This window comes from Ruminococcus sp. AF17-1AC (assembly GCF_003461385.1).
In the GTDB taxonomy this organism is placed as follows: Bacteria; Bacillota; Clostridia; order Oscillospirales; family Ruminococcaceae; genus Hominimerdicola; species Hominimerdicola aceti.
The window spans coordinates 122,081-136,478 of the sequence record NZ_QTWZ01000007.1 but is presented as its reverse complement, the minus strand read 5'-3'; the positions used below and the strand labels follow the sequence as shown (position 1 = coordinate 136,478).

Genomic DNA, 14,398 nt, shown 5'->3' with positions numbered 1-14,398 from the left:
TTATTATACTTTGATTGTTTTGTATGTGTCAAGTTTTATTATACAGGATTAGTGAAAATCAGCGTATTTCAACTCACACGCTCACGTGGAGCGTGACCCGACCTCGGGTACTTCATTGGTGATGTAGCTTGCATTTCAACTCACACGCTCACGTGGAGCGTGACATGCCCTTGAAAATGTCATTAACTTAACTCGAAATTTCAACTCACACGCTCACGTGGAGCGTGACTTATTAATTTTTATCATTATCTGTCCTATTTTCACATTTCAACTCACACGCTCACGTGGAGCGTGACCTTCACTGACCTTAGAAACTTTAAAGTTGAACATATTTCAACTCACACGCTCACGTGGAGCGTGACGTTCAACGATTTAATCTGCTTGATAAACAAATTCATTTCAACTCACACGCTCACGTGGAGCGTGACGTCCTCTAAAGAGGTCAAGTGCAATACAAAGATAATTTCAACTCACACGCTCACGTGGAGCGTGACACAAGTGCAGATTATATCATAGGGCTAGTACAAATTTCAACTCACACGCTCACGTGGAGCGTGACGGTAGCGGTAAATCAACTTTAATGGCTAAGATGTGCATTTCAACTCACACGCTCACGTGGAGCGTGACACTTGATGTTGTGTATATCTGGTGCTTGCTCAACGTGATGCGGACTTATTTTTTTATTTAATTGGTATCGGTTTGATTTTGTTCACTGTACATTCATAAATAGCATGGCATTTTCATGCGAACTTACTAGGGATTTGTGGATCACTTGGGGTACGCTGGTCAAAATATTAGGACGCCTTCGGGGTCATAGGTCTCTTTGGTGCCGTAGTGTTCTATTCTATGCTTCCAATTGTTGCCTAAGTAATATATCCGCAGACTATCATGCTTTGGGTCTATTATTTTCAGAAGTTTATCTTTCACTTTCAGAAAAGTGCCATAGTCTACGTCTATTTCAAACACGCTGTTCTGCACTCGCTGTCCATAATTTTGACACTCTTTCGACACTTTTCTCAGCCTTGTTTTACCCTTATTATCTGTTGTTGATACATCATAGCTTACTAAGGTCATCATTTATATCACCTCTATTTCAGCAAATAGTTCGGGTACTCATCTAGCTCGCCACGGATATATTTTGCGAGAAGCGAGCTTTGCACATATGGGAGTAGCCCTTGCTGTATCTTTTCGCCCAGATATGGGTGGACTATGCTTGTGCGCTTACGCTCCTGCCATGCGGTGAGGACTTTTTTCTTGCCCTCTTTGGAGAGGTATACTGCGCCACTGACCTGAGTTTCAAAGTCCTCGGGCTTTATCATTTTCAAGTTTATCATGGTAAGCACAAGTCGCTCCACCACGCAACGAAATTCCTCTACAAGGTCGCAGGACAGGCTGCTTCTGCCTGAACGCAGGGCATGGTAAAAGCCGAGGCAGCTATCAAGTCCTACGCTTTCAAGGGCTGATGTATATGATGAAATTGCGATAGTATACAGAAATGAGAGCATGGCGTTTACTCTGTCGAGGGGTGGGCGTTTGGTGCGGTTGGCAAGATAAAAATCTTCTTTTTGGTGGAGTATCAGTCGGTCAAATATATCAAAATATGCCTTTGCACAGCTTCCCTCGATACCCATGATGATATCTTTATCGGAAGTTTCATAGACGGTCTTTATGCCGTTTTCAAGATATTTTATACAATCTGTAAGCGCTCCGTCACTGTTTATATCCGGGTTATCGTGGAGCGAACGTCTGATAAGATAACGTGTATTTGAAAGCTTTGCGGCGACAGTATTCCTGATAAGGTCGAGCTGAGGAATAGAAAAAATCTCAAACTGCTCTTTTCGCAGATAGACGTTGCCCTTTGTTTTGCCCTGAACTCTTGCGAGAAATTTACCTTGGGGAGAAATAAAATTAACGGCTATGCCATATTCTGCACACTTGCCCATAAGCGCAGGTGAACAGCCCGAATAGCTGAAAATATAGATATCCTCGATATTAGTAAAAGGCACACGGAACCTCTCGCTGTCCTCTGCCCTGCACACTATGTTTTCGCCGTCAAGTGTGAGGTAGGCAGTTTCTTCGAGAATATAAAGTGAATTGAGCAGTTTACGCATTGTTTTCGCCTCCGTTCATGGAGAAAATCGTATTTTTCACGCTATATTTCTTCACTTTTGGAAAGCACATATCCGACAGTGAACAGCCTGAACATTTCTGACCTTTTACACGCTTTGGGATAATATCCGCTGCAAGTATCTCACGCATTTTTCCAAGATAGTCGCAAAGCATTTTATCATACTCTGCGCCCTGAGTATCAAAAGGCAATTCTGATCGTCTGCGCACATCTGCATAGTACAGAAAACATCGGCTATTGCAATGAAATACGTTATCCACGCAAAGCTTCTGCGCATAGACTTGTATAGCGTCGGTCTGATTGAACTCCCCTGCTTTGGGTCTGGTGGGTTTATACTCCACAATTTCCACACGGAATGTGCCGTCCAGGGTATCTATATAATCGCCGCATTTGTCACGGACGAACTCGATACAATCTACAACTCCGAAAATATTGTACTTAGGGTCATCATTATACACTGACACGTCACTTCGGACGATCTTACGCTTATTTTCAAAGTTGCGCTCGCCGCTGTGGACGTTCTCATGGAGGAGGTTTGCTTTGACGACAAAGGCGTTTTCAGCCCAGTCGTCATTAACTTCTAAAAGAGCAAACCTGCGTGGACAATACATATAATGCTGTATGTCACGGATATTGATAGTTACATCTTCGCTCATCAGAGCTTTTCAATAAGGGTAACGCCCTCAGGCATATCCTTATCTATGGAGATATCATAGTCTGAGTAATGTCTTGGAGTTGTCACGCCGTCTTTGAGCTTAACTGACACCTTGTCAAAGAGGATATGTGCAGGGGCATTGCCCAGGGCGGAGTCATGCTTGAACACGATAAGCTTACGCATACAGAGCTTTCCTCTTGCGGCGCTTCTGTCATGCTCGAACATATTGATGATAGATGTCCAAAGAAGCTCAAGGTCGTCCTCACTAAAGCCTGTTATCTTCTGAGCGAGCATTGCGGAAACATAGCCCTCGCCACGATAGAGAGCGTATGGGATTATGCTCTTTTTACCCATTTCGGTCTCACCGCTCTGCTGTCTGTCCTCAGTTGTTCTTGCTTGTCTTGTGATTGTGATATCCTGAGCAAAAACAGGGTCGATACTTCTTGCAAAGTTGAGCTGTACAGGACCTCTTACAATGCCGCATGGATCGTCGCCTGTACTCATTACTGCACCGAAAGTTCTTACGTCAAAGTAGTTCTGACAGATATAGTCACGAGCCTGCTTAACGTCATCAGGATTCTTGCCTTTCTGCTTTGTGGCAAGGCCAAGGGTATTATAAGCTTCAGTGAACTTTGTATTGAGGGCTTTGTCTGCCTTGATGAGGATATTGTAGCCTGCTTCGCCCTCTTTGGTAAGCTCCACAAAGTTTCTTATCTTTCTTTTAAGGCACACGTCTGTAACGATACCGAGGCTTGTTTCGGGGTCTGTTCTAGGCATATTGCCTGCATCAGGGTCGCCGTTTGGGTTGCCGTTCTCAACGTCAAAAAGCATTACAAATTCATATCTGTTCTTGATTGCGTTTTCCATAATATTTCGTCCTTTCTTTATTCTTCTGATTTTTTGGTGTAAAGCTTTCTATTCTGTTTAGCATAGGCTACAATAAACATTCCTTGTTCGTCATTAGAAAGGGTATGAGGAAATTTTTCCTCCAAATCAGCTATTATATCAAGGGTAAGATTTTTATAATAGTTGCGTAACTCTATGCTCTTATATTTTTTTAAATGTTTAAAAGATAAATCAACAAGATGTGGAAACACCGTTACAGGTCTTGAACAAGCTGATGAAAAATACGTATCGACTATTGTCTTATTAAGCGTTCCTTCTGAAGTATCTTGCTGTATCTTCTCAAGCACTGCAAAAAGTGCGCCGCAGAGAGTGGCTGGATTTTTATTGTCAAGTTCTGATGTCATTTTTATTATCTCCTTATTATATTTACGATTTATGCAGCCCCTTATCAAGCCTGCCCTTACGTCATTGATTTTTATAAAATGGTTGTTATCTTCGTTGCTGTCGGTCTTGACCCTTGTTATTACTGTGGAAAGCAGTTCATCAGGGTATCTTGTGCCTTTGAGTATTGCTTCAAAAAGTGCAGCGGTGAGAGGCGGCGGAACTGTTTCCTTGGACGATTTCGGTGAAATAAGCTCACGCTTGATACGTTCAATGCTTACTTGATGCTGACCCTCAGTGAATGCGATATCCTGCTGATGTTTGAGTACATTATCAAATATCCTGCCGAACTTATCGTGGAAGGTGAACTTCTGGGATATTCTTGAACTGTTTGGGGTAAAGCCTGCAACGTAAAATTCTACGTTAGGGTCATATGGCATATCAGCTGTCCTGCCCTGTTTAAGCTGGGTCATGACAGTGTTTATGTTTCGGTCGGCTTCGGTCACAACGGTTTTATTTAATTCGTCCTCAAATCCGCTGAACATACCGGCAAACATATTGCACTCTTCCGCATCGTTCTTCTTCATTGCGAAATAAACTATTGTCATATCGTCAAAAGTCTTGTAATGGCTTCTGTCAGCAAGGAGAGAATTAAGTGCAGAGGTATACATTTTCATGGCTTTCTCAGAAACATTGCTGTTGTATGACTGTTTCTTGCCATAGGACTCAAAGGCAGATTCTTTCATGCCAACGAGGACACAGCCTGAGGACATTCCACCTTTGATACCCTTTATTTTATCATGGATACGGGCTTGCGGGAGCTTCTCACCAAGAATGGAACAGGTGGATAGTTCGGTATCGTCACTGTCGCTGTCGGCGTTAAGCTGGGCGAGATAATCCTCATAGGCAGCTTTGAATTTGCTGTCATTGTGAAGTTTTATTTCAGGAGAGCCGTCAAGTCCAAACTCATAGTAGGAGCTTGAATACTCCTTGCCTAAAGCAAAAAGATGTGGGTTTTGGGTTTCCTGCTCAGGTTCCCATGTACGGATAAAGTTAAGATAGGCTTTGCAAATAGGCGAGTCTATATTCTCAAAGAACTCCTCATTCCATTCGCAAAAGCATTTGTGTGATTTTGCCGCTTTGTTGGTAGCGTCTGTAGGGGTCAAAGTTCCTTTATCATAGTTCAGACCGAATATGTAGAGTGGTCTGTGTTCGATCGTGTTTTTGTCTATGCCCGGTTTCTGTGTTCTTACAGGAAGCTGTTCCATTATCGGAACGTAATTCGTTTTAGTTTTGCCATTCTTCAAATTAATGATCTTCGGCTCTTTTACATCATTTATCGCAGCTATCTTGCCCTCGGGGGTAAGAAGAATTTCAAAGTGTATGGCTTGCTTACAATAGCCTGCAGGAGTTTTATTCTCCTGCAAAGCACTGTAATCACACAAGGCTTTTATCAGCATTTAATCTCCTCCCTGTATTTTGCAACGTCGATAACACCGTCTATCATATGCGGACGGTAGAAAACTGCGTCGGCCTTGTCAGAAAACTTAGGGTCATTCCAATCATTATTGACAGGCTTGCCTCCGTCCTCAAACTTCATGCCGTAAAGCATAAAGCCAAGGTCTTTATCACCCATATTTTGCGGTGCTATCTGCGTAAGGTCAAAGTCGTCAACAAGTTCAATACTCTTTATTGCAAATTCACGGCAGCCAAGGCATGGCTGTCTGAAATGCTGGCCGTTTCTGAGACGTCTGAGCATTATGTTATAATGCTTCTCATCAGATTCGTCTGGGTGGTCTGATTTAAGATAGGTACGTTCAAAGCTGAACTCTATCCCATATTTCACATTTTTCAGCACCATTGCCGCTCGCTGACTTCGTATCTCTGAGGTGTACATCTCCGCCGAGCCTCCACCTTTCATTTGCTGTTTCACTGATGATAACAACAGCTTATCTTTGACCTCGTTTCGTCGGATATTGGTAAACTCGATAGGGTTGAACACCACTATTTTGTTTATTTGGTAGCGCACGGCAGGCTTCCAATACACCGATTTGATAAGCCCCTCCAATGCGCTTGGGGTGGGTACGTCGTAACTTACCCGCTCAACTTTCATTTCTGGTCTTGCAAAGCAAGCGTAGTCACCTGTCACGATGATTTTAAAACCATAGCTCATTTTTACATCACTCCTTTTAAGACTTATATTAGTATTTGGTACATTGCTTTCGTTTTACATATATGATACACCATTATGAATAAAATGTCAATAGTTTTCATGTATAAAAAAAGTGTCGGATTTTCGGCATATTTCACAATTCTTTGTTCAGTGGTTTGTGGTATAAAAACGTTGACTTTTTAAACTTATGTTTGTATAATATATTTGTCTATGCTTTACGCATATGTGAGTTGAAAAATATTCGTATTCGGTACGATATGGAATGCAGCAAGTGGCAGACTGTCTTGGTGGCAGCCTGCCATTTGTTTTAGATGAAATAATCCTGCATTGCGGCTTCGGTGGTCAGACCTGTTTCATTATTATAATAGCTTTGATTTTCAAGAATGAATATACCTGTGCCGTGATCGTTAAGCACACCCTGAGAATAGAGATCCTTGAAAACATTCATATAGACGGACACTGAATATTTCTGCAATGCTCTTCTTACTGACATATCACCATTACGCAAGGTTTCAACAAGTTCATGGCAAGTCTGGTCGTTAGGATCGTCGATAACGATAGAGATAGTGTCGGCGGAGATGTATTCAAACTGCATTGCATAGCTTCGGAATGGTATGCTGTATGGTGACATTAAGCCTTGGCGGTCGAATGAGTTGCTTTGTTCGTTATATTTCGCAATAGAGTTTTCAGCTATACGACTTTGGTTGAAGTTGAAAATTCCGTCGTAGTATTCTTTAATAAAATCATAGGAAGTTATGTCTTGGTACTTTTCCAGTAAACCTTTAGTCTTGTTAATTCGCATGGCAAGGTCGCTTCCCTTGCGGTATGTTTCGTCAATGTCAAAAACGTACACATAGCCCTTGTCATCTTTACCCTCACGATTACATCTGCCCCCTGCCTGCAAAATACTGTCTAAACCTGAAAGCTGGCGGAAAACTGTGTTAAAGTCAAGGTCAACGCCTGCTTCTACAAGTGAAGTTGAAACTACTGTGATATGCTCGCCATTTTCAAGCTTATTTCTTACTACTTCTATGACACGGCTTCTGTGGGCTGGGGTCATATTGGCGGAAAGGTGATATTTTTCACCTTGATCAAGGCTATAAAGCTCTGCCGCTGTTTTCTTGGTATTCACAACGATCAGGGCATTTTTACACCGAGAGGCATTTTCTGCAATGGTTTCAAGAGTGGTTCTGCCCATGTCTTTATATTCGCATTTCTTGAAATACTTAAAATTAGTTCGGTCGGTAACAAGCTTATTATAGTTCACATCTGGCAGGAACTTATCAAAAAGCTTAGAATAATCGGGCATTGTGGCGGAGAGAAAAAGGGCTTCGCTGTTAAGATACTTTGTTATATAGCCCACAGCTTTAAGGCAGGGACGAAGAAGTTCTGTTGGAATAAGGTGTATTTCATCAAAAACTATCACACTGTCACGGAGATTGTGGAGCTTTCGCAATGCCGAGCCTTTATAATGGTATATGGATTGGAAAAATTGCACGCTTGTGGTGATTATAAGTGGTGCGTCCCAATTTTCGCAGGTCCTTTTGAGCTTTTCAGCCGTTTTCTTTTCTTCCTCTGTGTTGCCGTCATAGGAATAATTTGAATGATGCTGTAAGACAGGGAGAACGTCGCCGAACATTTTTTCAAACTTATTAGCGGTCTGTTCTATTATACTTGTGTAAGGTATGACGTATATGATTCTCTTCTTTCCGCTTTCTAAGGCTAGTTTCAAACTACATAAGGTTTTTCCGCTACCTGTTGGCATATCAAGAATTGAAATATGACTTTTATTGACCGAATTATCAAAAGCTTGTTGCTGAATACGGCTTCTTGCTTGCCTTAATGGAGTATTTGACGGCATATCGCTTAATTCTCTGTTCAGTTTATCAAGCGCCATTTTAAAATCGCCGCTCATGCCACGTTCAACATTTTTATTGCAAAATATTTCAGTATCGAGAAAGTCTGCGTCTGTCAGGCAAGAGAACACGTACTTGGTGAAAAAGGCGTAACGTTCTATAAGCTCGGTGGGGTTTGGGGCAGAACGCAGTTCATTACGCAGCGGCGTTATTTCTTCCTGAGTCAGTGTGGCAAAGTCTATCTCAGTAGTGTATGCACTGTAGTCACTATCGCCTGTATATTCGTCTGCTCTTTTTAGTGTACCGTTTAGGGTCGGGCCGTCAGAGTTGTCCGCAACTGTGCCGCCGTCCATAAGTCCTGTGTGGTGTCCTGCGATGCAATACTCCATAAGGGGTGCGAAAGCATCGTTTTTATCTGCAAGATTTTTATACTCTATCGCTCCGCAGGCGGCGTGGCTGAATTTTACTTTGTCATTATCAAGCCGTTTCTGAAAGTTAAGAGCATACTTACCTATATCGTGATACAGGCTAGCTTTTTTCGCAAGGGGTTTCAAAAGATCTACTGAAAAGCCATCCGCCAATTTGCTTACGCCTATAAGGTGGGCTTTTACAGTTTGCCTTTCACCGTCCTCACGGGTGTGTGCGTAATATTCCATGGTCATTTCTCCTTTTTAGATAGACAAATCTTTCTGTGTATTTATTATAGCATACAATTTAATACTTGTGGGGAAAATTTTTGTACACATAAACAAATATTTGTACAAATTGTTATATTTTTATTATAATACATTATAATATATAGGTCAACATAAAGCATTCGACATTTTGAAAATTTGGCTTGATTATTATTTAAAAATGTGTTAAAATTAAACTATAAGTAAATTTGTATTTTTTTAAAATGTTATGAGAGGAATTTATATGAAGTACAGACTTTTATACAATAAGATCACAGTAGTGGCTCTTTCGGCGATGTTGTCGCTGAGTGCTGTATCATGCGGTAAGCTTGATGCGAGCAAGCTTGACGGAAACGCTTTGACAGTGACCGAAACCGAGAGCAAAGCGGAAGTCAAAAAAACTGAGGACAGCTCCAGTAAAAAAGAGGTCGAGGTGAATGAAGAAGAAAAGAAACAGCCAAGCTACACCTGCTCGCTGGTTTGCGTGGGCGACAACCTTATACACGACAACATTTATAATGAGGCGCTAAAGCTTGGCGGTGGTGAAAAATATGATTTCACGCAGGCTTATGAACACGTTACAAAGTACATAGAAGGCACTGATGTGGCTATAATCAATCAGGAAACGCTTGTTACAGACAGCGTTGAACCACAAAGCTATCCTATGTTCGCATCGCCAACTGCTGTGGGCGACAAAATAGTTGACATGGGCTTCAATGTGGTTTCTATGTCAAATAATCACGTTCTCGATCAGGGGGAATCGGGGCTTATAAGCTCTCTTGATTACTGGGACACAAAGGGCATTGTGCATTACGGTGCTTATCGTTCGCAGGAGGACGCTGACACTATCAAGACCATGGAAGTCAACGGCATAAAATTTGCTTTTCTGGGATATATGGAGCACACAAATGGTAATTATCTCAGCGGTGACGGTGCTCAGGTGATATATCTTGATGAAGAGGACAAGATAAAGGCTCAGATAGAAGAGTCTGACAAAATGGCGGACGTTGTTGTGGTTTCATGTCATTACGGCACAGAGATACAGAACGAGCTTAACGAACAGCAGACGGAGATAACGCCTAAGCTTGTGAAGTGGGGCGCTGACCTGATAATAGGCACGCAGGCGCACACTATCAGCACTTGCGGATATCTTGACAAGCCTGAGGGCGGACAGGCGTTCGTTTACTACGGTTTGGGCAACTTTATTTCGACTATGTATGACACAAAATCGCTTGTGGGACTTATTGGCAAGCTCAATGTTGTTAAAAACCCTGACACAAATGAGGTGACATTCGAGAACGTTAAGGCGATACCGATAATATCGCACTTTGAGGGTGATTCATACTACGGCGATTGGTACAACTGCACTGTTTATCCTTATGCGGAATACACTGACGAGCTGTTTGCCAAGAATTATGTTGAGGGCTTCACTCGTGAGAGTGTGGAGCAATGCTTGTCTTACATACCTGATGAGTTTCTTAGTATTGAGTAGTCGGGGCAATATGTAGGGGACGGCGCCCTCGACGTCCCGTTTGCAAAGTTGATTAAGAATATGATGTTTCTGCGGACGACTTTTATGCCGTCCGCTTTTTTGGGGTATTGTGTAAAGGTTTACATACATCTTAATAAATTTATATAATGTAAATATCAATTCATGAAATGTTTACACTAAAATATGCTCAATCCATTAAAATACTTGCACATATCACTTTTTTACTATTGCAATTTAGGCAAATATGCTATAAAATATACATAAAGGGGGAGGAACGGACTTCCCGATAAAATTTTCATTTTTTTATATTCTGAAAACTATTTTAAATTTACAGGAGGGTTTATTACATGAAATTTGCTGACGGTTTCTGGCTCAACCAGAGAGGCTACGAAGTAAACTATGCAAATCAGGCTTTCGAGATCGAAGAGATCGAAAACGGATTCCTCGTTGTGGCAACACCTTTCGTTGTATACAACAGAGCTATGATGCTCGGAAGTGCTAACCTTGAGATCGCTTACACCTCAACTCAGGAGAACTGCGTAAAGGTAAGCATCACACATCACAAGGGTCATGTTGACAATGGTCCGCACTTTGTTCTCGAGGACAAGGGCTTCAAGCCACAGGTAACTGTTACAGACAAGGAAGCCGTACTTGTTACAGGCGACACAAAGCTCGTTGTTTCTAAGGAAAACTGGAGCTTCACATACTATTATAAGGATAAGAAACTCACAAGCGGCGGCTGGAGATCGACAGGCGTTATTTTCGAGAGTGCTTACAAGCAGCAGGCAAGACTTCAGACACAGCTCGACGACACATTCTGGAGCTACCCTGCCGATCCTACAAGAACATACATCAGAGAGCAGTTTGACACTTCTGTTGGCGAATATTTCTACGGCTTCGGCGAGAAATTCACAACATTCACTAAGAACGGTCAGAACGTTGAGATATGGAACGCTGACGGAGGCACTTGCTCAGATCAGTCTTACAAGTCTATCCCATTCTATCTTTCTTCAAAGGGCTACGGCGTATTTGTAAACAGCACTGACAAGGTTTCATATGAGGTTTGCTCTGACACTGTTTCTAAGGTATCCATGACAGTTCCAGGTGAGAGCCTTGAATACTATGTATTCGGCGGTGCTAACCTCACTGACGTACTCAAGGGCTACACTGACCTTACAGGCAAGCCTTCACTGCCGCCTGCATTCTCATTTGGTCTGTGGCTCACAACTTCATTTACAACAACATATGATGAGGAGACTATCACCTCATTTATCGACGGCATGGCTGAGAGAGATATTCCTCTTCAGGTATTCCACTTTGACTGCTTCTGGATGAAGGGCTTTGAGTGGTGTAACTTTGAATGGGACAAGTCACAGTTCCCTGACCCACCTGCAATGCTCAAGAGACTTCACGAAAACAAGGGTCTGAAAACTTGCGTATGGATCAACCCATATGTTGGTCAGCGTTCAAAGCTCTTTGACGAGGGTATGAAGAACGGCTACTTCATCAAGAAAACTGACGGCTCTGTATTCCAGTGCGATGAGTGGCAGCCTGGTATGGCTATTGTTGACTTCACTAATCCTGAGGCTTGCAAGTGGTATGCAGGATATCTGAGAAAGCTCTGCGAAATGGGTGTTGACACATTTAAGACAGACTTTGGTGAGAGAATACCTACAAGAGATGTTGTTTACTATGACGGTTCTGACCCTATCAAGATGCACAACTTCTACACATATCTTTATAATGAGTGTGTATTCAATGTACTGAAAGAATATTTTGGAGAGAACAAGGCTTGCTTGTTTGCTCGTTCTGCTACAGCAGGTGGTCAGAAGTTCCCTGTTCACTGGGGCGGAGATTGCTCAGGAAACTACAACTCAATGGCTGAGGTTGTAAGAGGCTGTCTGTCACTTTGTATCTCAGGCTTCGGCTACACTTCACATGACATGGCAGGCTTTGAAGCTACTGCTACACCTGACATTTACAAGAGATGGGCTGCGTTCGGTATGTTCTCATCACATTCAAGACTACATGGTAACCAGTCATACAGAGTGCCATGGCTTTTTGACGAGGAATCCTGCGACGTTCTGCGCTTCTTTACAAAGCTCAAGGGCAAGCTCATGCCTTATCTGTGGGCTCAGGCTATCAAGACACACGAGGTCGGCGTACCTGTAATGAGAGCAATGGTCATCGACTTTGCTGACGACCCAACTTGCCTGACGCTTGACAGACAGTATATGTTCGGCGACAACATTCTTGTTGCTCCTATCCTTAATGACGAGGGTATCGCTGAATACTATGTACCGGAGGGCAAGTGGACAGATATTATCACCGGCAAGGTTCTTGAGGGCGGCAAGTGGTATAAGCACAAATGCTCATATTTTGAGATCCCTGCTCTTGCTAAGCCAAACAGCATTATTGCATACGGCAACTTTGAAAGACAGATAGAGTATGATTATCTTGAGGGTACAACATTCACTATCTACGAGCTTGAAGACGGTAAGAGTGCAGTTTGCCCTATTTATGACACTGAGGCAAACAAGGTATTCGAGCTGACAGCTACAAGACATGGCAACAAGATCGAGTGCGAATACACTGACACAAAGGCAAGCTTCAAGATCGCTGTGGCTAACACAGACAAGACTGTTGAAATTGCTCCTAACTTCAGTGGCAAGGTAATTATTGAACTTTGATCGCTAAATAAAACTATCGCTCCGAGAGATCGGGGCGATTTTTTTTGCGTTCACACATAAAATCGGGGCAAATGAGGGTAAAAATTCTGTATATTTGCTCTTGAAGAAAATATGAGATCGGGGTATAATATAGATAGTACGATTTAAGGAGTAATTTTATGAAGTCAAGAATAAGAAGTGTTATACCGAAAAAGATTATTGGCATAAATATCAGTTCGCAAAAGCGTGATATTATTGAAGATATTGCTAAAAGCGAAAATGCGGAGGCTGTTTTCTTTGACAATGAGATAATGGGACAGCAGGTGGGATATCTTTGCGGTTTCAAGGGCTTTGTTAGGTCTGAAAAAGAGGGCGAGGACATCACGGACGAGTGCCTTATTTTTTCGGGCATTGACGGCAGGAGCCTTGACCCGATACTGAAAAAGCTTAGGGAAAAAGAAGCTACGGTGAAGTTAAAAGCAATGGTCACATTGCATAATCAAAAGTGGAAGGTGGGCGAGCTTATAAAAGAGTTGAGGCGTGAACACATTTACATGAACGGAGGTGACAGAGATGAAAAGTAAATACAAGGCTATTATTTACATTATTCTGTCGGCTTTTTCGTTTGCATTCATGTTCGCATTTGTGCGGCTTTCGGGAGACTTACCGACGGTGCAAAAAACGTTTTTCAGAAACTTTGTGGCGTTGTTTTTCGCTATCGGAGTGCTAAAGAAAAATCACATACGCTTTCACATTGAGGGCAAAAAGAACAATGCAGTCATTTTTGTGAGGGCGCTTGCCGGCACGTTGGGTATGCTTGGAAACTTCTATGCCATAGATCATCTTGTGCTGTCGGACGCTTCCATGCTAAACAAAATGTCACCGTTTTTTGTTATCATTTTCTCTTTTATTTTCCTTAAAGAGCGGCTGACTTTCTTTCAGGGTTTCACTGTAGTTTGTGCATTTATAGGAAGCTTGTTTATCATCAAGCCGAGTTTTCAGAATGTGGACTTCTTCCCTGCCCTTATCGGTTTTCTAGGAGGAATGGGAGCGGGACTTGCTTACGCTTGCGTAAGATACTTAGGACAGCATGGAGTAAATGGTGCGGTGATAGTTGCATACTTCTCGGGATTTTCCTGCTTGTTCACCCTGCCGTTTCTAATATTAGATTTCCACCCTATGACGATTTTCCAAATACTTTGTTTATTGGGAGCTGGTGCAAGTGCGGCAGGCGGACAGTTCGCTATAACTGCGGCTTACACTCACGCTCCTGCAAGTGAAATATCAGTTTATGATTACTCGCAGTTGATTTTTACCACGATTTTGGGATATTTCCTATTTGGCGACATTCCTGATGGTTGGAGCTTTCTTGGATATTTCATTATCATTGCAATGGCTGTGCTTGTTTTTCTTTACAACAATGTTTGGCACAATGACAGCGAGGTCAAGGGCTGACAAAATGGTAAACAAAAAGAGCGTTTTTACTTTCTCGGTAAAAACGCTCTTTATTATTAATATTGTAAT

At 42.3% G+C, this 14,398-nt stretch carries 11 protein-coding genes and 1 CRISPR repeat array; of the genes, 4 read left to right on the top strand and 7 right to left on the bottom strand.

Going from position 1 to position 14,398, the window contains the following annotated elements:
• Positions 1-65: 65 nt before the first annotated feature.
• Positions 66-627: a CRISPR direct-repeat array (repeat unit 32 nt; unit sequence ATTTCAACTCACACGCTCACGTGGAGCGTGAC).
• A 159-nt stretch (positions 628-786) separates the two neighbouring features.
• The 7 genes from cas2 to cas3 form a co-directional block, all read right to left on the bottom strand.
• Complete coding sequence (cas2, locus tag DWW81_RS06955; RefSeq protein ID WP_117863905.1) at positions 787-1,077, bottom strand: CRISPR-associated endonuclease Cas2; 291 nt, start codon at positions 1,075-1,077, stop codon at positions 787-789.
• Positions 1,078-1,088: 11 nt separating this feature from the next.
• Positions 1,089-2,111 (bottom strand): type I-C CRISPR-associated endonuclease Cas1c, encoded by a 1,023-nt coding sequence (cas1c, locus tag DWW81_RS06950; RefSeq protein ID WP_117897005.1) that lies wholly within the window; start codon positions 2,109-2,111, stop codon positions 1,089-1,091.
• Positions 2,104-2,784, bottom strand: coding sequence for a CRISPR-associated protein Cas4 (gene cas4, locus DWW81_RS06945; RefSeq protein WP_117897006.1), 681 nt, complete (start codon positions 2,782-2,784; stop codon positions 2,104-2,106). Before cas4 ends, cas1c begins: the two co-directional genes overlap by 8 nt.
• Positions 2,784-3,650, bottom strand: a complete 867-nt coding sequence (cas7c, locus tag DWW81_RS06940; RefSeq protein ID WP_117863907.1) for a type I-C CRISPR-associated protein Cas7/Csd2 — start codon at positions 3,648-3,650, stop codon at positions 2,784-2,786. Before cas7c ends, cas4 begins: the two co-directional genes overlap by 1 nt.
• A gap of 17 nt (positions 3,651-3,667) precedes the next feature.
• Positions 3,668-5,470 carry a type I-C CRISPR-associated protein Cas8c/Csd1 gene (gene cas8c, locus DWW81_RS06935; RefSeq protein WP_117897007.1) on the bottom strand — a complete coding sequence of 601 codons (1,803 nt, stop codon included), beginning with the start codon at positions 5,468-5,470 and terminating at the stop codon, positions 3,668-3,670.
• Positions 5,464-6,183, bottom strand: coding sequence for a type I-C CRISPR-associated protein Cas5c (gene cas5c, locus DWW81_RS06930; RefSeq protein WP_117897008.1), 720 nt, complete (start codon positions 6,181-6,183; stop codon positions 5,464-5,466). Before cas5c ends, cas8c begins: the two co-directional genes overlap by 7 nt.
• 307 nt (positions 6,184-6,490) lie before the next feature.
• Positions 6,491-8,695: a CRISPR-associated helicase Cas3' gene (cas3, locus tag DWW81_RS06925; protein WP_181982691.1), complete on the bottom strand. Its 2,205-nt coding sequence runs from the start codon at positions 8,693-8,695 to the stop codon at positions 6,491-6,493.
• 262 nt (positions 8,696-8,957) lie between these two features.
• Here cas3 and DWW81_RS06920 point away from each other — a divergent pair, with 262 nt between their 5' ends.
• From DWW81_RS06920 to DWW81_RS06905, 4 genes are all read left to right on the top strand, one after another.
• A complete protein-coding gene (locus DWW81_RS06920; protein ID WP_117945377.1) occupies positions 8,958-10,205 on the top strand; it encodes a CapA family protein in 1,248 nt (415 codons plus the stop codon).
• Between the two features lie 347 nt (positions 10,206-10,552).
• Entirely contained in the window at positions 10,553-12,895 is a 2,343-nt protein-coding gene (yicI, locus tag DWW81_RS06915) for an alpha-xylosidase (RefSeq protein WP_046441435.1), read from the top strand.
• 158 nt (positions 12,896-13,053) lie between these two features.
• A complete protein-coding gene (locus DWW81_RS06910; protein WP_117897011.1) occupies positions 13,054-13,458 on the top strand; it encodes a DUF3783 domain-containing protein in 405 nt (134 codons plus the stop codon).
• Positions 13,448-14,329: a DMT family transporter gene (locus DWW81_RS06905; protein ID WP_117897012.1), complete on the top strand. Its 882-nt coding sequence runs from the start codon at positions 13,448-13,450 to the stop codon at positions 14,327-14,329. Before DWW81_RS06910 ends, DWW81_RS06905 begins: the two co-directional genes overlap by 11 nt.
• Positions 14,330-14,398 lie beyond the last annotated feature (69 nt).

Coding starts and splice junctions, on each gene's coding strand:
- cas4 (WP_117897006.1), bottom strand. CDS start 2,784: ATGAGCGAAGATGTAACTATCAATATCCGTGACATACAGCATTATATG.
- DWW81_RS06905 (WP_117897012.1), top strand. CDS start 13,448: ATGAAAAGTAAATACAAGGCTATTATTTACATTATTCTGTCGGCTTTT.
- cas7c (WP_117863907.1), bottom strand. CDS start 3,650: ATGGAAAACGCAATCAAGAACAGATATGAATTTGTAATGCTTTTTGAC.
- cas1c (WP_117897005.1), bottom strand. CDS start 2,111: ATGCGTAAACTGCTCAATTCACTTTATATTCTCGAAGAAACTGCCTAC.
- DWW81_RS06910 (WP_117897011.1), top strand. CDS start 13,054: ATGAAGTCAAGAATAAGAAGTGTTATACCGAAAAAGATTATTGGCATA.
- DWW81_RS06920 (WP_117945377.1), top strand. CDS start 8,958: ATGAAGTACAGACTTTTATACAATAAGATCACAGTAGTGGCTCTTTCG.
- cas8c (WP_117897007.1), bottom strand. CDS start 5,470: ATGCTGATAAAAGCCTTGTGTGATTACAGTGCTTTGCAGGAGAATAAA.
- cas5c (WP_117897008.1), bottom strand. CDS start 6,183: ATGAGCTATGGTTTTAAAATCATCGTGACAGGTGACTACGCTTGCTTT.
- cas2 (WP_117863905.1), bottom strand. CDS start 1,077: ATGATGACCTTAGTAAGCTATGATGTATCAACAACAGATAATAAGGGT.
- cas3 (WP_181982691.1), bottom strand. CDS start 8,695: ATGGAATATTACGCACACACCCGTGAGGACGGTGAAAGGCAAACTGTA.
- yicI (WP_046441435.1), top strand. CDS start 10,553: ATGAAATTTGCTGACGGTTTCTGGCTCAACCAGAGAGGCTACGAAGTA.